The following is a 22,986-nucleotide window of genomic DNA, read 5'->3' as shown; positions in this document are numbered from 1 at the left end:
TGAAGGTAACCGTCAGTTTAACGTAATTGGCTATCTTTACTTGCTCGACGGTTAAACAATGAATGTCGATGTGCGTCATGCTCTAATATTGACTGACATTCTATACACAAACGAACGCCTTTGATCGCGCGTCGTCTTTGTTCCGGAATCTCATCACCACACTCATCACAATAACGCAAACCCTCACCACCTCGAAGGTTTCCTCTTACACGAGAGATCTCATCATCAATGGTATTTTGTATTTGCTGGCTGACACTATCGTCACCAGCCCATCCTACGGCCATAAGCCCTCCTCAGTATTTGAACGAGAAAATCTATACCTACCGCGGTAAGAGCATATTATAGCCACATTTAAGGATTGTAATAATTATCAAAATCAATAAAACACTATTACACATAGGTAACAAAAATTATTTATTTCTCGCCACTGCACTATTCTATAGGCAATAAAAAACCCAGCCTGTTGGCTGGGTTTTATAAGTAACCTAATGCTTAATCAATCTAATTAACCGATGTGCGTTACGCCGCCCATGTATGGTTGAAGTACTTCTGGGATAGCAATACGGCCATCTGCTTCTTGGTTGTTCTCAAGGATAGCAACCATAGTACGACCAACAGCAAGACCAGAACCGTTTAGTGTGTGTACAAGTTCAGGTTTTTTCTCGCCTTTACGACGGAAACGAGCTTGCATACGACGCGCTTGGAAATCCCACATGTTTGAACAAGAAGAAATCTCACGATAAGTCTCTTGTGCTGGAACCCATACTTCTAAGTCGTAAGTTTTCGCAGAACCGAAGCCCATGTCACCTGTACATAGAATCACTTTACGGTAAGGAAGCTCTAGAAGTTGAAGTACTTTCTCAGCGTGGCCAGTTAGCTCTTCAAGCGCTGCCATTGAGTCTTCTGGCTTAGTGATTTGTACTAATTCAACTTTATCGAATTGGTGCATACGGATAAGACCACGAGTGTCACGACCGTAAGAACCCGCTTCAGAACGGAAACACGGCGTGTGAGCTGTCATCTTAAGTGGCAGTTCAGCTTCATCAGTGATCGTGTCACGAACCATGTTCGTTACCGGTACTTCCGCAGTAGGGATAAGCGATAGAGTCTTAAGAGGTACGTCACTTACTTGCTCAGTTAGCGGGCTTGTGTGGAACAAGTCTTCGCCGAACTTAGGAAGTTGACCAGTACCGTAAAGGCTATCGTGGTTCACTAGATACGGTACGTACATTTCTGTGTAGCCGTGCTCATCAGTGTGAAGGTCCAGCATGAACTGAGCAATAGCACGGTGTAGACGTGCAAATTTGCCTTTCATCACGATGAAACGAGAACCCGAGATTTTAACTGCGCTAGCAAAATCAAGACCGCCAGACATTTCGCCAAGATCGACGTGATCTTTCACTTCAAAGTCGTAAGTCTTAGGTTGACCCCAACGAGAAACTTCTACGTTATCGTCTTCATCTTTACCATCTGGCACTTCTGCATCAGGTAGGTTAGGAATAGACATTGTGATCGTTTCTAGCTCAGATTGAAGATCAGCCAATGCTACTTTAGCTTGGTCTAGTTCTGCGCCTAAGTTGCCTACTTCTGCAAGGATACGCTCAGCTTCTTCATGGTCGCCTTTTGCTTTCGCTTGACCAATGGACTTCGATCGAGAGTTACGTAACGCTTGTAGCTCTTCAGTTTTCATCTGAAGGGACTTACGTTTTTCTTCAAGTTCACGAATTGTCTCTACATCAAGGGTGAAGCCTCGACGTGCTAATTTTGCCGCTGTTTCATCCAGCTCAGCTCGAAGTAATTTAGAATCCAGCATTGCTAATCCTATGCTTTAGTTATTTGAATATTCAGTAGCTTGCTACTGAATCACTGCTAAACCCCTAAAACTGGTGTTATTTCGACCAATTTATAACGATTTAATTGAAATTTTATGACTAGGTAACGATATCCAAAAAAGACTACTTTTCATAGCGTTTTTGTGGGCTTTTTGCGTCCAAATCCGCCAGATAATCTAGCTTCTCGCCAATTTTGGTCTCTAAGCCTCGTTTTGTTGGGAAATAGTATTGCTTCTCTCCCATTTCAGGAGGCAGATACTTTTCACCAGCGGCGTAGGCTCCTGGTTCGTCATGAGCATAACGGTATTCTTGCCCGTAGCCCATGTCCTTCATCAAAGTTGTCGGTGCATTTCGCAAATGATGCGGCACTTCATATTCAGGAAGATTGTGAGCATCTGTTAACGCTTGCTTCCACGCGGTGTAAACGGCGTTACTCTTTGGTGCACATGCGAGATAAACAACCGCCTGCGCAATCGCACGCTCCCCTTCAGCAGGGCCAATGCGCGTGAAGCAATCCCAAGCCGACATCGCTACCTGCATGGCGCGAGGATCAGCGTTACCGATATCTTCAGAAGCAATCGCCAGCAAGCGTCTAACGATATACAAAGGATCACAACCCGCAGCAATCATTCGTGCTGACCAGTACAAGGCCGCATCAGGGTTTGAGCCACGAATTGACTTATGAACCGCGGAGATTAGGTCGTACCAAATATCACCCTTGTTATCGAAACGAGCGACTTTCTCACCAGCCACTTCAGCCAACAACTGCAAGGTTATCGCTTTCTCGCCTTTATCGTTGTCTTCTGCCATGTCATACAGCAGTTCAAGGTAGTTAAGCGACATACGCGCGTCGCCGTTAACCAGTTCTGCAAGGCGATCTAAAACATTATCAGCAAAATCAACAGGCACATCACCTAACCCACGTTGCTTATCTTCAATCGCTTGGCGAATGACAAGAGAAATATCATCTGTGTTCAGGGACGTCAGTTTGTAGACACGCGCACGTGACAACAAAGCGTTGTTCAGTTCAAAAGATGGGTTTTCTGTCGTCGCACCAATAAAGGTCACGGTGCCATCTTCGATATGAGGCAGAAAAGCATCTTGCTGACTTTTGTTAAAGCGATGGACTTCGTCCACAAACAGGATGGTTCTGCGCCCTGCTTGCTTGTTCTCGCGCGCTTTTTCAATTGCAATACGAATGTCTTTTACGCCCGAGGTTACCGCCGATACACGTTCCACTTCAGCATTCGCATAGTTTGCTGCAACTTCGGCTAACGTCGTTTTACCGGTGCCCGGAGGCCCCCACAAAATCATCGAGTGGATATGGCCCGCTTCCAACGCTCTGCGAAGTGGTTTACCTGGGCCTAATATATGCTGCTGACCGATGTACTGTTCGACAGTTTCCGGTCTCATACGAGCAGCAAGGGGACGAAAATCTTCGTCCCCCGCAAAATCTAAGCTGTAATTACTCAATTGCAATCTCTTGATTCGTTGATGGCATTAATGCCTATCGACGTACTACCAAACGATCTGCTTGTTTAGATCAGTTTCTTTGGTCGTCGACCTCGACACCTTCCGGTGCCACAAAAGTAAAGCGGTCTGCTGCAGGTTTACCCAAATCAACATTGCTAAAGGTAAACTCACCTTTTTGACCGTCTTGTTCAATCACATTAAAGCCCTGAACAATGCCCTTTTCGGTGATATTAATCTGGAAGTCACCCTGATTAGAATCGACAGCAGTTGGCGTTAGCGTGAATTGGTTACCCGTTTGCGCCACATTATAATTATCCCAATCACTTTCTTGGTTACGTGTAAGCAGGACAAAAGGTGTCTGTGATGTCGCTTGCTCTTGCCAATAAATGCTCACTTGCTCAATGAACGGGCTGTAGTACCACAAGCTTTGGCCATCAGATACCAACAAGTTTTCATCAGGGAACGTGGTCTCCCAGCGGAACAGGCTTGGGCGTGCAATCTCTACCGTGCCCTCACCTTCCATAACAACATCACCATCAGGGCTGGTCACGACTTGTTTAAAGTCAGCGCTGAAGCCTGCGTTTAATGCCAAGCGGCTACTCAACTCTTCTTTCGGAGAAGCAAACACTGAGAAGCTCATAAATAAAAGTGCGAATACTTTTTTCATCAATAATCCTGTTAGAACATAAGTCGGTCATATTTTCGATTTGACCGACTGAATAGTTATGAGTTCCTACCGGAACTAATCTTTTGGTGGCGCTGGAGCTAAGACTTCTCGGTTACCGTTATGACCTGGAGCACTTACGATACCTTGAGCTTCAAGTTGCTCGACAATACGTGCAGCACGGTTGTAGCCAATCTTGAATCGACGCTGTACACCTGAAACTGAGCCACGACGTGAATGAACAACGTGTTCTACCACCTGATCAAACAGAGGATCGACCTCTTCATCACCTTCCATCTTCTCACCCGGAAGCAAGGTTTCTGGAGTTTGTTCGCCGTTAGTGATTTCATCAATATAGTTTGGCTTACCACGCGCTTTCCAGTTATTCACGACTGCGTGTACATCGTCATCAGATGCAAAGGCACCGTGAACACGAGTTGTATGGCTAGAACCAGGAGGCAAGTAAAGCATATCACCCATGCCCAATAGTGATTCCGCACCACCTTGGTCAAGGATAGTTCGTGAATCCGTTTTAGTTGATACCGTAAAGGCCACACGGGTTGGAATGTTCGCTTTAATAAGACCAGTAATAACATCCACTGATGGACGTTGCGTCGCTAGGATCAAGTGAACACCCGCCGCACGTGCTTTTTGTGCCAAACGTGCAATCAGTTCTTCAACCTTCTTACCAACCACCATGATTAGGTCGGCAAATTCATCAACGATAACCACAATGTAAGGCAGTTTCTCAAGCAATGGCGCTTCTGGGTCCATGCTGTCGCCCGGCTTCCACAGTGGATCGTGAATTGGGTGACCCGCTTCCGCTGCCATCTTAAGCTTATCGTTGTAACCTTTAATATTACGAACGCCTAACGCTGACATCAGCTTATAACGGCGTTCCATCTCGCCTACACACCAACGAAGGGCGTTCGACGCATCTTTCATGTCGGTTACCACTTCAGATAATAGATGAGGGATGCCTTCGTAAACCGATAACTCAAGCATTTTCGGGTCGATCATGATGAATCGAACATCTTCCGGTGATGCTTTGTAAAGCATACTCAGAATCATTACGTTCACACCTACCGACTTACCAGAACCGGTTGTACCAGCAACCAGAACGTGAGGCATTTTCGATAGATCAGCAATAACGGCTTCACCAGCGATGTCTTGTCCTAGAACCACTGTCGTTGGCGATTTCGCTTCTTGGAACTGAGGGCTAGCAACCACGTCTGAGAAGAATACCGTTTGGCGACTCATATTCGGCAGTTCTAAGCCAACATAAGGTTTACCCGGAATCACTTCTACGACACGTACTGCCAATGCAGAGAGCGAACGCGCTAAGTCCATAGAAAGGCCAGAAATACGGCTTACTTTCACACCTGGAGCCAGATCAAGTTCGAATCGAGTGATTACTGGACCTGGGAAAATGTCGACAACGTCTGCTTTGATCTTGTAGTCCGCTAGCTTAGATTCAACAAGACGAGCAATTGCCTCTAGCGCATCACGGTCAATAAAGGTTTCACGCTTTTCAGGGTGGAATAACAATTCAAGCGTGGGTAATGGCTCAGCAGGCTTAGGTAAATTAACATCTTGTTGAACCAAGAACGGATTCTGCGCCGCTGCCATATTCGCTTGGGCTTCAGAAACAATGCTTTGGAATGCGGCGACATCTTGATCTTGATCTTGATGCGCAGGTTCTTCTTCCGTTACTTCTTCCCAAGGAAGATCAACAGTTGGCTCTAGGTTTTGTGCTGTTGGCTGTTCAGGTTCTGAATGTTCTTCTTGATAAGGGAAAGGTTCAAACTGTTCTTCGATTAATGCTGCGTCAGCTAATTCAGCTTCAGCCTGTTCTGATTCAAGCTCTGAGCCCTGTTGGTAGCTTTGCTCTTCCGTAACATCAAACGGTGAAGGTTGTGCAGAGAAATCGTCTTCCACGGTTGCTTCTGGCTCGCCCATAGGTGAAGCGTATAAAGATTCAGGTTGAACATCTTCAGAACCAAATTCGCCATTTACTTGTGGTGAGCTATCTAATTCTGGTTCAGCACTTCTAAGGTCAGCATGAGCAGGGCCAACTTCTGGTTGTTCGTTCTGCATGTATTGTTGGTAAGCAACCTGAGAATCATGCGCGTCAACCTGATCTTGTTCTGCTAGGTCATCTTCATACATGGCCGCATTTTCTAGCTGCTCTATCGTTGCATTCAACTGTTTAGAGCGCTCAATACCTTCTTCTAGCGGTTCTTCTGGCGCTTGGTAAACAGCTGCTGCAGGGATCGTTTGCTCTGACTCAATTACCGCTTGAGGCTGAACCTGAGGTTCTTCATGAACAGGAGCTTCTTGTTTCGCAGGAGCATCGACAGGCATATGAATATTGTAATGACGCTTCGGCGATGCAGCATTGTCTCGCGCATTTGTCGCCACGTCTGCCGACTCATTGGTCGCAGAAAAACTCATCGCAGGATCTAGCGGATCATGCTCTGTTGATTCTTTGTTGCCTTCTATAGCAGGAACATCGCGGTAAGTTGGCGCTTGATGCTGCTGATGACGTTCTTCGATTAAATCGCGGTCTGCTGATTCTCTTAATTGAGGCTCAAGCAGCTCTTGGTCTTGGCCACGAGCCTTATTAACAGTAGACGTGAAAAATTTGATGGCACATTCACCCAACCATTCCACAATGCTTAGCCAAGAGATACCGGTTAATAGAGTGAAACCAGCACCCCATAAGAAAAGAAGAACCAGCGTACTACCAAGAACATTCAACGTTGGAAGTGCAAGGCTTGTTAAAACGTCACCTACCACGCCACCGGATGAAAAGTACCAGATGTCGTCAAAGTTGATATCCGCTAAACCACAACTCGTAAGAATTAGGATAGTCAGGCCAAGTAAGCGAGTGCCCCACAGCATGAAGTCGATCTGCTCGTCTTCATTACGTTTGCGGAATAAAACCCACGCAGCAACCGTCACTAAGATAGGCAGAGGGTAAGCCAAAGAGCCAAATACGAAGAAAAGCGTATCCGCCAACCAAGCACCTAGGTAGCCACCCGCATTTTGAATGTCACCACCCCACGCCGTTTGCGACCATGATGGGTCTGCAGGACTAAAAGTTAATAACGCAACGGCAAGTAGAATAGAGAAGAGAACACCGAGAATCAGACTGCACTCTTTGAGACGTTGAGAACCACTCAAACGAGGAGACTGAGGCTCTTCACTCGTTTTAATGATTGTTTCTACTTTATTACTGCTCTGCTTGAACATAAACCAACTTAATAATTAAACGGGATAAAAACATCTCGAGCGGCCAAAGCCGCTCGTTTCAATGAAACTACTGTTGATTTAACCATATCAAACAGAAAAACCCAATTCCAGAAAGCAAGAAAGCGGAACAAATGTCCGCTTTCTTTCATTTCACCAATTGTGACTAACGAGTTTTAATCACAAGTTGATTGGTTTGTTTCACTTCTTCCATTACTACGTAAGTTCGAGTGTCGTTTACGCCCGGTAGACGAAGTAACGTATCACCCAGTAGCTTACGGTAAGCACCCATATCAGATACACGTGTTTTTAGAAGATAGTCAAAATCACCCGACACTAAATGACACTCTTGGATGTCATCCAGTTTCTGCACAGCGGTGTTGAATTGTTCGAACACATCTGGCGCACCACGGTTCAACGTAATTTCAACAAACACTAAAAGTGAAGCATCAAGGTACTGTGGGTTCAGCAACGCTGTGTACCCAGTAATGTAACCTTGACGTTCTAAACGACGAACACGTTCAAGACATGGAGTTGGAGAAAGTCCTACTCGTTTTGAGAGTTCAACGTTTGAGATACGACCGTCTTTTTGCAACTCATTAAGAATGTTGCGGTCAATACGATCTAGTTCCTTGGACGGCTTCTTATAATTGTCTGCCATTTTTTATTCCACCTTATTACTTCCTTGCAAAAAAATATACTACAACTTTTTAATATTCAGTATCAAATTTTATCTAAACCTATCTATACTAGATATTAATTCGACAGAATTACCCTACACATAGATAAAACAACCAAAATAAAATGAGGAGTCAGGATGATCATTGGCGTACCTAAGGAAATCAAGAACCACGAATACCGCGTTGGTATGACCCCAGCTAGCGTGAGAGAACTAATCTCACACGGCCACCAAGTTTTTGTAGAAACCAATGCCGGTACTGGTATCGGTTTTTCAGACGATGATTACATCGCTGTAGGCGCATCCATTCTTCCTACTGCTGCTGACGTTTTCGCGAAAGCAGAGATGATTGTAAAGGTTAAAGAACCTCAAGCTGTCGAGCGAGCTATGCTTCGCGAAGGGCAAATATTATTTACCTATTTACACCTTGCACCAGATTTTCCACAAACTGAAGAGCTTATCAAGAGCAAAGCTGTCTGCGTAGCCTATGAGACTGTAACAGATAATATGGGTCGCTTGCCACTATTAGCACCAATGTCTGAAGTAGCTGGTCGTATGTCTATTCAAGCAGGTGCACAAACATTAGAGAAATCTAACGGTGGTTGTGGTCTTCTTCTTGGTGGCGTTCCAGGTGTTGAACCAGCAAAAGTTGTTGTTGTTGGTGGCGGTGTTGTAGGTGCTAACGCAGCACGTATGGCTGTAGGCCTTCGCGCTGATGTTACAATTCTTGACCGTAACGTAGATACACTGCGTCGACTTGATGAAGAATTCCAAGGTCGCGCAAAAGTGGTTTATTCTACTGAAGACGCCATTGAGAAGCATGTTCTAGAAGCAGACCTAGTAATTGGTGCAGTACTAATTCCTGGCGCAGCAGCTCCAAAATTGGTTACAAAAGAGCACATCGCTAAGATGAAGCCAGGTTCAGCAGTTGTTGATGTTGCAATCGACCAAGGCGGTTGTTTCGAGACTTCTCACGCAACCACTCACGCAGACCCAACTTACATTGTTGATGACGTAGTTCACTACTGTGTTGCAAACATGCCTGGCGCTGTTGCTCGTACTTCAACTTACGCACTAAACAATGCAACACTTCCTTACATTGTTAAGCTAGCGAACAAAGGCTACCGCGAAGCACTTCTATCTGATGAAGGCTTCCTAGAAGGTCTAAACGTTATTCACGGTAAAGTAACTTGTAAAGAAGTTGCAGAAAGCTTTGACCTTGAATACGTAGACCCAGCAGAAGCAATCGCAATGTTTAACTAATGATGTAATGACTAACTGAACGCAATAATCTTCTCGTTGAAGCGTTCAGTTAACTCATACACATTAAACAAAAAGCCAGTACGACATTATGTCGCGCTGGCTTTTTTGCATTAATGGATTTAGTTCGTAAAAACACGTAACAGTACGATTTACCACTAGCGCTCGATTTTAACCCCATGAATCAATAGATTTCTTGGCGTAATACTGCGTTCACAGAACTCTTCAATCGTAGCTTCATAACCTTGCTCTTGCAGATAGATAGCGCGATCTAAAGCCAGCCATATCTCTAATGGTCGTCTAAAGACTTGTTGAACCAAACTCAGCTTTTCCATTTCCCAGAAAAGCGCTTCGCCTTGAATCAAATAAGAGTCAAAATCAATATCTGAGCCCAGCGATAGCTCTTTCACTTCAGATGCCCAACGGCAGAAAGATTCAAAACCCTCAGCTAACTCTGATTTTTTGATGCTCGGTACAGGAATGTATTCGTCAATGTTAAGTTCAGCCTTAAGCAACTGGCTGAAGCCTAGACGATAGCTCATCTCTAGTTGACGATGTCTTTTTACTCTTTCACCACCAGTAACGGTTTCTTGAAGCGGGATTCTCAAGTCGCTCTTACTTAACGTTAATGCTGAGCTTTTCGCGATAGAAGACATCGCTTGATAGTTTTCGTCTCGAATAAGATGATAACAACAAGGAGAAATAGTGACCGCTGGTAGCCCATGTGACACTGACTTTTTAACTAGCTCAACATGAAGATCACCACAAGCATGAAGGGCCACGGCATGTTGGTACGAATTAAACACGTCATCGGCCTTGTCTGAAAACGCATCTCCTTGAACAAAATCCATCGCTAACTTCTGGTCATCCGCAATCTTTTGTCCGCTTTCGCATAACGATTGCTGCCATTCAAAGCTAGTGACTTTTTGATCCGATTGCTGAGATAGGATTCGACCAAGAAAGCCTTTACCAGAACACCACTCGAGCCACTCTTTGCCATGGTGATGGCATAATGCAGCCTCGCCCATTGCGACAATTTGATGTAGCTTTCGGCCAGGAATACCATCAGCAGTACCACGTGGGAGGTCTAAACCAACCAAAGCTGTGTTATTGAACTGGATGTTTTGGGTAGCAGTATCTAATTCAGGTAGGAAACGAGTCAGTTCTTCGACCAAAAGCTGAGGCTGCTCTTTTAAGGTTTGAATACTCTCATTATCTAAGCTTTCTAACCAATCAACGAGTGGACGATTGACCTCTTTCCACGGCTGCTGTTGAGTTTGACATAGGTGAAAAGGCTCTGAACGCCAGTAAATCTGGTGCTCTAGCAAAAATGAATCGAGTATTTTAAATCGTGAATGCATGCTTCCCCCTATGATGCGTGGATTGTAGGGGTAAGAGGTCGAAATGGAAAGGCCCGATAAAGAAAACGAAAACTAAAAGCCCAAAAGAAAAACGGCCTGCAAATACAGGCCGAATAAGAATCAAAATTTACACGATGAGATTAACGAACTGGCAGTTCGATATCTTTAAACATCTCTTCGATCTCTTCGTTCGATTTCAAAGAAATAGCTTGCTCAACCACAGGGCGAGTTAAGTGCGGTGCAAAACGCTCCATGAAATCAAACATGTAAGAACGCAAGAAGGTGCCTTTTCTAAAACCAATGCTGGTTGTGCTCGCACCAAATAGATGGCTCGCATCAATCGCAACCAAATCAGTATCTTGCTCGTGGTCAATAGCCATACTTGCAATTACACCAACACCAATGCCCATACGAACGTAGGTTTTGATTACGTCTGCATCGGTCGCAGTAAACACAACACGCGGTGTTAAACCTACTTTGTTAAACGCGGTATCAAGCTCAGAACGGCCAGTGAAACCAAATACATAAGTCACGAGAGAGTAAGCCGCAAGATCTTCGATCGTGATATTACGCTTCTGTGCCAGGGGATGATCTTTGGTCACGACGATCGAACGGTTCCAGTGGTAACAAGGCAGCATAATCGCATCTTGGTAAAGGTGTAGCGCTTCCGTTGCAATCGCAAAATTCGCTGTACCTTTAGCGACGGCTTCTGACATTTGGCTTGGCGTACCTTGGTGCATGTGAAGCGATACTTTTGGATAGCGCGCCGTGAAACCTTTAATCACATCAGGCAGTGCATAACGAGCTTGAGTATGAGTCGTTGAAATATTCAATGTACCCATCTCTGGATGTGTGTGTTCACCCGCTACCGCTTTAATGCTTTCAACGCGCGCCAAAATCTCTTGAGAGATACGAATGATATCCTCACCCGCTTGGGTAACCTGCGTTAGATGCTTGCCGCTACGCTCAAAAATCTGAATGCCTAGTTCGTCTTCAAGTAATCTAACTTGCTTACTAATGCCAGGCTGAGATGTGTACAAACTCTCTGCTGTAGCTGAAACATTTAGGTTATGGTTTACAACCTCAACAATGTACTTCAGTTGCTGTAACTTCATATCTAACCTCGTAATCCTTTACTCATTTCTGTGCTAACTTATTTGCAAAGAGAGCGTTATAGTCGCGTGTAATATAATTAATAGTTATAACGCTTCGAACACAAAAATGACAGAAAAATTGAGTTTTTCTAGCTTAACAAACAAAAATATCACTAACGCTTTGCAACCCAACCCTCATTCTCATACATTAGTTGGTAAGTTTTGATTGCCGATTTCGCTCAACAAGAGATAATCAGAAATTGCAATTTACGAGTGCCGATACACAATGGAATCGTGTATCCTCTCCAGTTAGCTATAGAAAATAATAAGCAGACTCAAATATATGAATATTGGTTTAATAATCGTCTTAGTAGCCGTTCTTTTGGTGTTAGTTTTAGGCTACAACATCATGCTTCAATATAAAGTTAAGGTAGAAACAGCGAAGAAACAGGAAGCTTCTCGTTATCTAACCATTATTGACGGTACAGAAGAACTGATTGGCAACGCTCATCACATGCCGTTTAGCCAAGATCTTCTTGTATGCTTAAACAATCGAATTCTTGATGCATTAGAAAACATGTATCAACTCGATCCAAAAAATAAGCAGCTTGCCCAACGCATTGAAAGCGTAAAACAACAAATCACTCAGCTAAAAGAGAACTACAAAGGTGGCGAGAGTACCGCTTTCCGCGTACCAAGTAGTGACAAGCAAGCGATCATGATGCTTAAGTTAGTTAAACGCCTGCGTGATACGGTGCGCAACGAGCACAATAAAGGCCGTTTCGAGACTCAAGCTTATGTGGTTGAAAATGCTCGCCTAGAAACAATTCAAATCCGTATTAACATTGAAAATGTTATCAAACGTGCAAACGATTCGATTTCTCGCGGACAACCGGGAACAGCGATTCAGCTATTACGCAAAGGTATTGATGCTTTGGCGACTAAGAACGACTCGTACTCTAATCAAGCCAAAGAAAAGCTTCAACAGATGCTTAACGAGCTTGACCAGAAACGCCAAGACAAAAACGCTCAAGATTTGCAGCAGATGGAATCTAAAGAACGAGAAGACGATATGGATGCCCTCTTCGGTCAGAAGAAGAAATGGTAACAGTCTAACTCAACACTTAAAGGCCGCCTTATTTACATTAAATAGGCGGCCTTTTTTGTAGCTGTTGAATTTCCTTTCTCTGTATAGGGAGATCTCTTGAGCTGTGATAAAATCCCCGCATTATCAACAAACTTTCCCTGACCATGTATCAAGAATTACTCGCTCCAATCCACTCTTTTCTTAAAGCCGAAACGCCAGATTCATGGATAGATGAAGCCAAAAAGCCAGAAAATCTTCACATCATTCTACGCGATCACATGCTGTGTGAACTTAAGGCGGCACAGAGTGCTTTATTCCTTATTCGCAAGTACGCCGTCGATAAAGAAAGCGCGAAGCAACTGAATGAATGGATTTTGCCATACGAGCAATTTGCTTACCGTCGTATCGGAGACTTAGAGTCTCTGCGTGGTAAAAGCAACGTATCCAAGCAAATCACAGCGAAAGAAGGCTGTAATTACGGTGCTGACCTAATCGATAAGATGGTTTTACTGATCAAAGAAGAGCTGCATCACTTCTACCAAGTCATGGAGTTGATGGAGAAGAAAGGCGTGACTTACCAGCCAATCGAGGCGGGTCGTTACGCTAAGGGCTTGATCAAACAAGTTAAGACTTACGAGCCTGATGCTCTGGTTGATAAGCTTATCATCGGTGCGTTTATTGAAGCTCGCTCTTGTGAGCGCTTCGCTAAATTGGCTCCTTTCTTGGAAGAAGACATGGAGAAGTTTTACGTGTCTCTACTTCGTTCAGAAGCTCGCCACTACCAAGATTACCTTGAGCTAGCAGAACAGATCGCAGGGAAAGATATTTCAGAGCGTATTTCGCATTTTGCTCAAGTAGAAGCTGATCTTATCACTTCAGAAGACAGCGACTTCAAATTCCATAGTGGTGCTCCGGTTTAGGCTCCACACAGAGCATTCAGTCCAGTTTAGACTAATCCAGACTAAAAAATTAAGGCCAGCAATTTGCTGGCCTTCTTTATTTATATCTCAATCCAAATATAGACTTAAGCAAGCGTACCGTTGATCTCTGCAAGTACAGCAGCAGGGTCTATCGCTTGCGTAATCGGACGACCAATAACAAGGTAGTCTGAACCTGATTCAATCGCTTTAGAAGGCGTCATGATGCGCTTCTGGTCACCCACATCTGCGCCGACAGGACGAATACCTGGAGTAACTAGCTTGAACTCTTGACCAAGTGCACCTTTAAGCAAAGAAGCCTCTTGTGCAGAACATACAACACCGTCTAAGCCAGAGTTTTTCGTTAGAGAAGCCAAGCGCATCACTTGTTGTTGTGGTTCAAGATCCAGACCGATACCCGCTAAGTCAGATTGCTCCATACTGGTGAGCACCGTTACACCGATTAACAGTGGACGATCTTTGCCATAAGGTTCTAAGATTTCGCGAGAAGCCGTCATCATACGCTCACCGCCACTTGCGTGTACGTTCACCATCCAAACACCCAGTTCAGCGGCAGCACGGACTGCTTTTGAACATGTGTTCGGGATGTCGTGGAATTTAAGGTCTAAAAATACTGAGAAACCACGCTTATGTAATTCACGAACAAATTCAGGGCCAAACAGGGTAAACATCTCTTTGCCCACTTTTAGGCGGCAAGATGCTGGGTCAATTCGGTCGACAAAGGCTAACGCATCCGCTTGATTATCATAATCCAAGGCTACAATGATTTTTTGGTCGTTCATTTCATCTCCTAACGCAGTTAACTTTCTAAAAATTTCTAATCACCTAAACAGGTGATAAATAACAGTCATAAAAATGCAGCCCGAAAGCTGCAATTAATAATTTGGTCTTAAAGTGACCACAAATCTATTCACCATCAAGCCCACGAATAGGCTTGATCGTCCCCCACCCTTTACATGAAGGGCAGTGCCAATACAAAGAGTGTGTCGAGAAACCACACTGACGACAACGGTAATGAGGCTTAACCTTAAGCTGTTCACCAACCATAGATTGAAGTGTGGTTAAGCTGTCTTTTGCTCGGCCTTCTTCTGCTTCCGCTAGGTGGTAATCGATTAATCGATAAAAACCTTTCATGGTTGGATTTTTAACAAGCTGCTTTGTCAGTAACTCTTGAGCAGAGCCTACATCTTCATGGTGAGCAACCAATTGCGCCAGCATCAGTTCGGCAGATACACCGGCTTTCTTCTGAATACACGCTTTGAGGAACTCGACCAATTGAGCTTCTTGTCCAAGCTTGTGGTAACACTCAGCAAGGGTTGGCAACACCTCACTGATAAAATCGATATCTTGTTCAAGTACCGATTCAAGACAATCAATTGTCTTTTGGTAATCTTCGTTCGCTAAGTGGAACTTCCCTAGTGCGATACTTGCGCGAACACATTTAGGGTCTTCAGAAAGCGCCTTCTTAAAATGCTGAAGCGCTTTAGAACGATTACCATCGGCTTGTTCTTGCATTGCAAGCTCACACCAGAAATGCGCGACTGTGGCACGCATCTTCATTTTTTTCTTGCCGAGCTTAACTAAGATATTTCCGTAATGGATAGCCTTGTTCCACTCACGGGTCTGCTGATAAATAGCCACCAACTGCTGTAAAGCGCCCTCTTTATGGTCAGGTTCTTCTACAAGTTGTTCAAAGATTTTTTCAGCGCGATCAAGGAAGCCAGAGACCATGTAGTCTTTAGCTAATTGTTGCAGTGCGAGATTTTTCTGATCGAGGGTAAGCCCCGAACGAGAGATGAGATTTTGGTGAATACGAATAGCGCGGTCGACTTCGCCTCTTGAGCGGAACAAGTTGCCCAAAGCCAAGTGAGTATCGATGGTTTCATTGTCTACTTGAAGCAGCTCAATGAAGTGATCAACCGCTTTGTCAGATTGGTCTGACAGTAATAGGTTCAAACCCGTCACGTATTGACGGGAGATCTGGTGTGATTGCTTTTGTTTTTCTTGCTGAGCATTACGATTACCCATATACCAGCCATAAGCGGCTGCGATGGGCAAAAGTAAGAACAGTAACTCTAACATCAAATATAGCCTTTAAGCTTTAGTATCAGCAGCGACCTGCTTTGATTGCTTATTGAGTTGCTTCTTCAAGCGATGAATTTTTAGCTGAGACCGCATGTGCATATTACCAAAGACTAACCAAGCAAGGGCGAAGCCTGAAACGAATACAACACCTAATAAACTTGATAGGTGGAAGTCACCTTGCGCTAGCAGATAGTTGAAATTCACAGTTGCTTGGTTTTGAGAGCCTAAAGCCAGTGCAATTAGGAAAAGTGCGATAACGGCGACTATTTTTATAATTTTCATAGTTCATCACTCATTGGTTGGTTAGCTATACGATTATGCAGGAAAATTACTAATCAGACCACCATATTATGGTCATAAAAAAGCGGCATACATTATAGTATGCCGCTTTTCTTAATTCCGATAAGTAGGCTACATTCCTGAGTTTACTCGTTCACGCAACTCTTTACCTGGTTTGAAGTGAGGAACGTATTTACCTTCTAACTCAACCTTGTCACCAGTCTTTGGGTTACGTCCAACACGAGGCTCACGATAATGCAGAGAAAAACTGCCAAAACCGCGAATTTCGATTCGATCACCACTTTCTAGTGTTGAAGCCATATGCTCTAAAATGTCTTTTACAGCGTCTTCAATTTCTTTTGCAGAAAGATGCGTTTGCTCAGCGCACAGTCTTTCAATCAATTCAGACTTAGTCATAGTTACCCTCGTTGGTTTTCTTTTTAGAAATTATAGACCTATCGGAAAAATAAGCAAAAAAAAAGGAGCCTTACGGCTCCTTTCTTGGCTAGATAGCTATAATTCTCTTAATGAGAAGCTATTATTCGCCTTTAGCAGCTTTGAATGCGTCTGCCATTGCGTTACCGAACGCGCCTTCTTCAGACTTGTTCAGTGAAGCCATTGCTTCTTGCTCATCAGCTTCATCTTTAGCTTTGATAGATAGGTTGATTACGCGGTTCTTACGGTCTACACCAGTGAACTTCGCTTCAACGCTGTCGCCAACGCTTAGGATTAGAGATGCATCTTCGATACGGTCGCGAGAAACTTCAGAAGCGCGGATGTAACCTTCAACGCCTTCGATTAGCTCGATAGTAGCGCCTTTCGCGTCAACTGCAGTAACAGTACCGTTTACAAGAACACCTTTCTTGTTGTCAGCAACGTATGCGTTGAACGGGTCGTTTTCCATTTGCTTAACGCCAAGAGAAATACGCTCACGCTCTGCATCTACTGCTAGAACAACAGCAGAGATTTCGTCGCCTTTCTTGTATTCACGTACAGCTTCTTCGCCGGCAGCGTTCCAAGAAATGTCAGATAGGTGTACAAGACCGTCGATACCGCCTTCTAGACCGATGAAGATACCAAAGTCAGTGATAGACTTGATCTTACCAGTAACTTTGTCGCCCTTAGCTTGCATTTCTGCAAATGACTGCCATGGGTTAGCTTTACACTGTTTCAGACCTAGAGAGATACGACGACGTTCTTCGTCGATATCAAGAACCATAACCTCAACTTCGTCGCCAACATTAACAACTTTAGAAGGGTGGATGTTCTTGTTAGTCCAATCCATTTCAGAAACGTGTACTAGACCTTCAACGCCTTCTTCGATTTCAACGAAGCAGCCGTAGTCAGTTAGGTTTGTAACACGACCAGAAAGCTTGTGACCTTCTGGGTAACGCTTAGCGATTGCTACCCATGGATCTTCGCCTAGTTGCTTAAGACCTAGTGAAACACGAGTGCGCTCACGATCGAACTTAAGAACTTTAACTAGGATTTCGTCACCAACGTTAACGATCTCTGATGGGTGCTTAACGCGCTTCCAAGCCATATCTGTGATATGTAGAAGACCGTCAACACCGCCAAGGTCAACGAATGCACCGTAGTCAGTAAGGTTCTTAACGATACCTTTAACTTCAGTACCTTCTTGTAGAGTTTCAAGAAGTTCGTCACGCTCAACACTGTTTTCAGATTCGATAACAGCACGACGAGAAACAACAACGTTGTTACGCTTCTGGTCTAGCTTGATTACTTTGAACTCTAGCTCTTTGTTTTCTAGGTGAGCAGTGTCACGGATAGGACGTACGTCTACTAGAGAACCAGGAAGGAAAGCACGGATACCGTTAAGTTCAACAGTGAAACCGCCTTTAACTTTACCGTTGATGATACCAACAACAGTTTCAGCTTCTTCGCAAGCTTTCTCAAGTACGATCCAAGCTTCGTGACGCTTAGCTTTCTCACGAGAAAGTTGAGTTTCACCGAAACCATCTTCAACAGCGTCTAGAGCTACGTCTACTTCAGCACCAACTTCAACTTCAAGTTCGCCAGCAGCGTTCTTGAATTGTTCAGCAGGGATAGCAGATTCAGACTTAAGACCAGCGTCTACAAGAACGAAACCGTTCTCGATAGCTACTACAGTACCTTTAACGATGCTGCCTTGTTGGAATTCAGTTTCAGATAGAAACTCTTCAAAGAGTTGAGCAAAAGATTCAGTCATTATTTAATCTTCAATAATTAAACGTCCATGGGTATCCTACCGCATGGGGTTGATAAATTCGCCGGTCATCATCCTTGCGACCAACGTTCGTACTAGCTCGGCGAAATTACCCAGCCAGTTTCGATTCAATATAGTGTAGTGCTTTTTCTACTACCTGCTCAATATTCATTGAGGTGGAATCAAGCACTAGAGCATCCTCTGCAGGGCGAAGTGGCGCCACTGGGCGATTACGATCTCGGTCGTCTCGCTCTTGGATCTCGCTCAAAAGGTCGTCAAATTTAACATCTAACCCCTTCTGTTGCAACTGTTTAAGGCGGCGACTCGCACGCTCTTCAGCACTTGCATCTAAAAATATTTTCGCTTCAGCTTCAGGAAACACAACCGTTCCCATGTCACGGCCATCTGCAACCAAACCAGGCGCAGCGCTGAATGCACGTTGACGACGAAGCAGTGCTTCGCGAACGCGAGGTAAAGCAGCAACTTTTGAAGCCGCCATGCCAGTCTCTTCTTTACGAAGTTCACCAGACACATCTTCACCTTCTAGGATAACCTTAACTAAGTCGCCTTCAGCAATAAACTGCACGTCTAAGTGTGTAGCAAGCGGTACTAAAGCATCCTCTGATTCGGTATCCACACCATGGTGAATTGCCGCTAAAGCCAATACGCGATAGATCGCGCCTGAGTCTAGAAGATGAAAGCCTAGCTTATCTGCTAGCAACATACACAGGGTACCTTTACCTGCACCACTTGGTCCATCAACCGTAATCACTGGGCTTTGAGAAGGCATCTTTTACTCCACGTTTTGTCGTAAGTTTTATTCTGTACTAGCGATTCGCCACTACTTTATAGGCGGCATATTATAGAGAAAAATTGGAACTCGAGCGAGGTAAATCTCAGATAATTCCGTGTTGATGATGCATAAACCAATGCAACTATCCCAATATCCGTTTGCTTAGGTCAATAAGACACACACGCGCTTTTCGATAGCGCACTTTTCGGTAGATAGAAAAAAGCCTCGCAATAAGCAAGGCTCATGATTTTTCATTTTGTAGAGCAAAGAAGAACTCGCTCAAAGAAGCTTAGCCAATAATAGCTCGAACCGCTTCTAGGTCTTCAGGCGTATCAACACCAGCAGCCGGTGCTTCCGCCGCAACGTCTACGTGGATTTTTTCACCGTACCAAAGTACTCGTAATTGCTCTAGGCACTCAATACGTTCAAGAGTGCTTGGTTCCCAATTAATGTAGGTATTGATAAAACCCGCTCGGTAAGCATAGATACCAATATGACGAAGCAAAGGAGATTCCGCTGCAGTACCGTTGTTCGCGTAAGCATCGCGATCCCAAGGGATGGTTGCTCGGCTAAAATACAAGGCGTAACCGTCTTTATCGGTTACAACTTTAACGGCATTAGGGTTAAACACTTCATCAGCATGAGTAATTTCCACACCTAACGTTGCCATCGGGGCTGTACTGTTAGCAAGATTGTTGGCAACCTGATTAATGATTGAAGGTGGGATAAGTGGCTCATCACCTTGAACATTCACGATAATATGATCATCAGGAATATTCATAACTTCAATCACTTCAGCTAGGCGTTCAGTGCCCGATTCGTGATTCGGTGATGTCATACAAACGGTCGCGCCAAATGCTTTAGCCGCTTTTTCAACTCGAGCGTCGTCGGTAGCGATAATAACGTTATCGGCACCCGCTTTCATTGACTGTTCGTATACCCATTGAATCATCGGCTTTCCACCAATGTCAGCAAGTGGCTTCCCTGGTAAACGGCTAGATTGGTATCTTGCAGGTATAACAACCGTATAAGACATTACTTACCCTCATCCATAGAAACGGTGCGAGCTTCAGGTTCTAAAAGAACAGGAATACCCTCTTTAATTGGGTAAGCAAGGCGATCAATTTTACAAACAAGCTCTTGCTTATCCTTGTCAAAAGTTAGTTTACCTTTACATACAGGGCAAGCAACGATCTCAAGTAGACGGTGATCCATAGTATTCCATAACCTCTTTTATTCTTTTTAAAATTTGCTGTTGCGAATCTTCATAAAACTGCGCAGAAACTGGAAGATACCACCAGTTATCTTGCGCATATTCTTCGCATTTTACAGCGTCTTTTTCTGTCATAATCAGATTCATACCTTTATTAGCTAAGGCATGAAGTTCATCTTTATCAAAATCTTGATGGTCGGAGAAGCCCTGTGTGAAAACCACATCACCATCAAGATCTTCCAATGTTTTAAAAAAGCGCGGTGGGTGGCCAATACCGGCAAAAGCCACCAGCTTGTGTAATTTTGCCACAGACCTTTTCTGACCAGTCTTTAGGTTAACTGCTTGGCTTGGAAGCAAAGACATCGAGAACTCTCGACCGTGCGCTTTACCGCCATTGTTTACCAAAAAGTCGACTTCATCTAAACGAGAAACCGGCTCTCGTAATGGACCTAAAGGAATCAAACTCTCACTACCAAAGCGTCTTGCGCCGTCGATAACTGCAAATTCAATGTCGCGTTCAAGCGCGTAATGCTGAAGGCCATCGTCAGTGATAATCACATCAACGCCTTTGCTCAGCAATGCTTTCACTGCGTTAGCTCGCACAGGGTCGACTGCGACTGGCGCACCAGTTCGCTTACGAATCAAGCGAGGTTCATCACCCGAATGCTCAGCTGGGGTATTTTCATCCAACACCAACGGATAGCTTGGTGCTTTTGCACCGTAGCCACGAGATACGACTCCGGGTTTAAAGCCGTGAGCCTGAAGCATCTCAACTAACCAAATCACAACCGGTGTTTTACCATTTCCACCAGCAGTAATATTGCCCACAACAATAACAGGTAAAGGCGGGCGGTAGGTCTCTTTATTCCCTGAGAGATAAGCGTCACGACGCCGACTACTGATCATTTTGAACAGCAGACTCAGTGGCCACAAAAGCGGCCAGAGAAGATATTTCAACGGGTGATTGTTAAACCAAATCTTTTCGATCACAACAAGACCTAATTTATCCGCTGAACTGAATTCGGTGTAATTGTGCATAAGCACCATCATGCGCGATTAGCTCAGCATGTGCGCCCCTTTCTACAATATGTCCATCATCAACCACTAGAATTTCATCAGCTTGCTCGATGGTAGAGAGTCTGTGTGCGATAACTAATACTGTTTTGTCTTTCTGCAGTTCTTCTAGTGCAGATTGAATAGCTCTCTCTGACTCTGTATCCAGTGCAGACGTTGCCTCATCAAGAATCAAAACCGGTGCATCTCTCAATAGCGCTCGTGCAATCGCAATACGCTGTCTTTGACCACCAGATAGACTCGCGCCATTCTCGCCCACAACCGTATCAATGCCATTTTCCATACCATCGATAAACTCACTTGCATGAGCAAGCTTAGCCGCGTATTCGATCTGTTCACGTGAATACTGTTCTTCTGCTGCGTAAGCGATGTTGTTAGCCACCGTATCGTTAAACAGATGTACATTTTGAGAAACGAGCGCAAAGTGCTCACGCAGATTTCTCAATTCGTAATCACGAATGTCGTGGCCATCAAGCTCAATTGAACCAGAGTCTACGTCATAAAAACGAGTAAATAGATTGGCAATGGTACTCTTACCCGAACCCGATCGCCCAACAAGCGCAACCGTTTTACCTTTCGGTATATTAAAGCTGACCTTATCAAGTGCTGGTTTTTCTGCACCGTCATAAGTAAACGTGACATCTTTTACTGCAACTTCACCCGTTACAGTTTCAGGTTTCAACGTTCCTTTGTTTTGCTCGGTATCTAGATCCATCAAGCCAAATAGAGTCGTACTCGCAGCCATACCACGTTGGAACTGAGACGTTACACTAGTTAGTGCTTTTAATGGGCGCATTAAGCCGAACATCGCAGAGAAAATAACAGTAAATGTACCGGGGGTTAACTCAGCTCGAATAGAGTCAAAGCTAGCTAAGATCAACACCGTCACAACGGCAACAGACGCAATCATCTGAATTATTGGGTTAGCGGCTGCTTGTGCTGTTACTAGCTTCATACTCTGTTGGCGCATTTGGTTACTAACTTGATCAAAACGTTGCTTCTCTATATCTTGACCACCATAAGTTAGAACCACTTTATGTCCTTTCAACATTTGCTCTGCAGACGACGCCACATGGCCCATACTGGTCTGCATATTTTTAGAGATCTTTCTGAACCGCTTAGAAACTATGGTAATAGCCCACGCGACAACAGGCGCGACAGCAAATAACACCAAAGACAACTGCCAGCTATTCCAGAACATCAGCGTCAACAAGCCAATAATACTTGCACCTTCACGGACAATACTGACTAACGCTTTACTGGTTGCTGCAGACACTTGCTCTGAATCGTAAGTAATTCGAGATAGCAATGCGCCTGTCTGTTCTTTATCGAAGAAAGAAACAGGCATGTGCATGAAATGGCTGAAAATCTTACGACGAATTTCCATCACCACATTGCCAGAGACCCAACTCAAGCAATAGGTTGAAACAAAGCCACTGACGCCACGAACGAACATCATGGCAAAGATAATAAGTGGAAGTGTACGTAAAAAGTCAGATTCAGCATTACCAAAGCCTTCATCAAGTAACGGCTTTAGTAAGGAAATCATATAGGTATCAGAAACGGCATTTATAATAAGCGCAATTACCGCAACACCTAGGCCGGCCTTATATAGTCGAATATAAGTCCAAAGTCTTTTAAATGTGACCCAGGTAGTTTCATCTGTTTGTGTTGACATAGAATCGCTTAATTTTCT

General features: G+C 44.3%; 21 protein-coding genes. 3 read left to right on the top strand and 18 right to left on the bottom strand.

Features of this window, described 5'->3' with window-relative positions; all coding sequences use genetic code 11:
• Nucleotides 1–17: 17 nt before the first annotated feature.
• The 6 genes from AB4558_RS17175 to lrp all read right to left on the bottom strand — a co-directional run bounded on the left by AB4558_RS17175 (nucleotide 18) and on the right by lrp (nucleotide 7,882).
• Entirely contained in the window at nucleotides 18–284 is a 267-nt protein-coding gene (locus tag AB4558_RS17175) for a DksA/TraR family C4-type zinc finger protein (RefSeq protein WP_017060251.1), read from the bottom strand.
• A gap of 221 nt (nucleotides 285–505) precedes the next feature.
• Complete coding sequence (serS, locus tag AB4558_RS17170; RefSeq protein WP_017060250.1) at nucleotides 506–1,813, bottom strand: serine--tRNA ligase; 1,308 nt, start codon at nucleotides 1,811–1,813, stop codon at nucleotides 506–508.
• Nucleotides 1,814–1,955: 142 nt separating this feature from the next.
• Nucleotides 1,956–3,311 carry a replication-associated recombination protein A gene (locus tag AB4558_RS17165; RefSeq protein ID WP_017060249.1) on the bottom strand — a complete coding sequence of 452 codons (1,356 nt, stop codon included), beginning with the start codon at nucleotides 3,309–3,311 and terminating at the stop codon, nucleotides 1,956–1,958.
• A 64-nt stretch (nucleotides 3,312–3,375) separates the two neighbouring features.
• Nucleotides 3,376–3,972, bottom strand: a complete 597-nt coding sequence (gene lolA / locus AB4558_RS17160; protein ID WP_017060248.1) for an outer membrane lipoprotein chaperone LolA — start codon at nucleotides 3,970–3,972, stop codon at nucleotides 3,376–3,378.
• 75 nt (nucleotides 3,973–4,047) lie between these two features.
• Nucleotides 4,048–7,224, bottom strand: a complete 3,177-nt coding sequence (locus AB4558_RS17155) for a DNA translocase FtsK (protein ID WP_102332951.1) — start codon at nucleotides 7,222–7,224, stop codon at nucleotides 4,048–4,050.
• Nucleotides 7,225–7,387: 163 nt separating this feature from the next.
• Complete coding sequence (gene lrp / locus AB4558_RS17150) at nucleotides 7,388–7,882, bottom strand: leucine-responsive transcriptional regulator Lrp (RefSeq protein WP_004734558.1); 495 nt, start codon at nucleotides 7,880–7,882, stop codon at nucleotides 7,388–7,390.
• Nucleotides 7,883–8,038: 156 nt separating this feature from the next.
• Between lrp and ald the strand changes: the two genes are divergently transcribed.
• A complete protein-coding gene (gene ald / locus AB4558_RS17145; RefSeq protein ID WP_017060246.1) occupies nucleotides 8,039–9,163 on the top strand; it encodes an alanine dehydrogenase in 1,125 nt (374 codons plus the stop codon).
• Nucleotides 9,164–9,318: 155 nt separating this feature from the next.
• Here ald and AB4558_RS17140 read toward each other — a convergent pair whose 3' ends face one another.
• Together AB4558_RS17140 and cysB are read right to left on the bottom strand one after the other, a co-directional pair.
• On the bottom strand, nucleotides 9,319–10,521 hold the full coding sequence (locus tag AB4558_RS17140) for a methyltransferase (protein ID WP_065583860.1): 1,203 nt from the start codon (nucleotides 10,519–10,521) through the stop codon (nucleotides 9,319–9,321).
• Nucleotides 10,522–10,661: 140 nt separating this feature from the next.
• Nucleotides 10,662–11,636, bottom strand: a complete 975-nt coding sequence (cysB, locus tag AB4558_RS17135) for an HTH-type transcriptional regulator CysB (protein ID WP_017060244.1) — start codon at nucleotides 11,634–11,636, stop codon at nucleotides 10,662–10,664.
• Between the two features lie 322 nt (nucleotides 11,637–11,958).
• Between cysB and AB4558_RS17130 the strand changes: the two genes are divergently transcribed.
• The gene (locus AB4558_RS17130) at nucleotides 11,959–12,723 is read left to right on the top strand and encodes a hypothetical protein (protein ID WP_017060243.1); all 765 of its coding nucleotides are present in this window, start codon (nucleotides 11,959–11,961) and stop codon (nucleotides 12,721–12,723) included.
• 143 nt (nucleotides 12,724–12,866) lie between these two features.
• Nucleotides 12,867–13,622, top strand: coding sequence for a tRNA isopentenyl-2-thiomethyl-A-37 hydroxylase MiaE (gene miaE / locus AB4558_RS17125; RefSeq protein ID WP_017060242.1), 756 nt, complete (start codon nucleotides 12,867–12,869; stop codon nucleotides 13,620–13,622).
• 104 nt (nucleotides 13,623–13,726) lie between these two features.
• On the opposite strand, the gene pyrF is transcribed toward miaE, so the two are convergent.
• From pyrF to msbA, 10 genes are all read right to left on the bottom strand, one after another.
• A complete protein-coding gene (gene pyrF / locus AB4558_RS17120; RefSeq protein WP_017078954.1) occupies nucleotides 13,727–14,422 on the bottom strand; it encodes an orotidine-5'-phosphate decarboxylase in 696 nt (231 codons plus the stop codon).
• Nucleotides 14,423–14,546: 124 nt separating this feature from the next.
• On the bottom strand, nucleotides 14,547–15,722 hold the full coding sequence (gene lapB, locus AB4558_RS17115; protein WP_017060240.1) for a lipopolysaccharide assembly protein LapB: 1,176 nt from the start codon (nucleotides 15,720–15,722) through the stop codon (nucleotides 14,547–14,549).
• Between the two features lie 12 nt (nucleotides 15,723–15,734).
• Nucleotides 15,735–16,007, bottom strand: coding sequence for a LapA family protein (locus AB4558_RS17110; protein WP_017065308.1), 273 nt, complete (start codon nucleotides 16,005–16,007; stop codon nucleotides 15,735–15,737).
• Between the two features lie 129 nt (nucleotides 16,008–16,136).
• Nucleotides 16,137–16,421, bottom strand: a complete 285-nt coding sequence (gene ihfB, locus AB4558_RS17105) for an integration host factor subunit beta (RefSeq protein WP_017060238.1) — start codon at nucleotides 16,419–16,421, stop codon at nucleotides 16,137–16,139.
• A gap of 121 nt (nucleotides 16,422–16,542) precedes the next feature.
• Nucleotides 16,543–18,213, bottom strand: coding sequence for a 30S ribosomal protein S1 (gene rpsA / locus AB4558_RS17100; protein WP_010439921.1), 1,671 nt, complete (start codon nucleotides 18,211–18,213; stop codon nucleotides 16,543–16,545).
• A gap of 106 nt (nucleotides 18,214–18,319) precedes the next feature.
• Nucleotides 18,320–19,000, bottom strand: a complete 681-nt coding sequence (gene cmk / locus AB4558_RS17095) for a (d)CMP kinase (protein ID WP_017060237.1) — start codon at nucleotides 18,998–19,000, stop codon at nucleotides 18,320–18,322.
• A gap of 292 nt (nucleotides 19,001–19,292) precedes the next feature.
• Nucleotides 19,293–20,039, bottom strand: coding sequence for a 3-deoxy-manno-octulosonate cytidylyltransferase (kdsB, locus tag AB4558_RS17090; protein ID WP_017060236.1), 747 nt, complete (start codon nucleotides 20,037–20,039; stop codon nucleotides 19,293–19,295).
• Nucleotides 20,039–20,218, bottom strand: a complete 180-nt coding sequence (locus tag AB4558_RS17085) for a Trm112 family protein (RefSeq protein ID WP_004736429.1) — start codon at nucleotides 20,216–20,218, stop codon at nucleotides 20,039–20,041. Before AB4558_RS17085 ends, kdsB begins: the two co-directional genes overlap by 1 nt.
• Nucleotides 20,199–21,206, bottom strand: coding sequence for a tetraacyldisaccharide 4'-kinase (gene lpxK / locus AB4558_RS17080; protein ID WP_372158942.1), 1,008 nt, complete (start codon nucleotides 21,204–21,206; stop codon nucleotides 20,199–20,201). The genes AB4558_RS17085 and lpxK overlap by 20 nt, the downstream gene beginning before the upstream one ends.
• A gap of 13 nt (nucleotides 21,207–21,219) precedes the next feature.
• A complete protein-coding gene (msbA, locus tag AB4558_RS17075; RefSeq protein WP_372073109.1) occupies nucleotides 21,220–22,968 on the bottom strand; it encodes a lipid A ABC transporter ATP-binding protein/permease MsbA in 1,749 nt (582 codons plus the stop codon).
• Between the last annotated feature and the right edge of the window lie 18 nt (nucleotides 22,969–22,986).

The organism is Vibrio sp. 10N.222.51.C5 (genome assembly GCF_041474575.1).
GTDB classification, from domain to species: domain Bacteria; phylum Pseudomonadota; class Gammaproteobacteria; order Enterobacterales; family Vibrionaceae; genus Vibrio; species Vibrio crassostreae_C.
The sequence above is the reverse complement of the archived record's forward strand: the minus strand, read 5'-3'. Positions and strand labels throughout refer to the sequence as shown.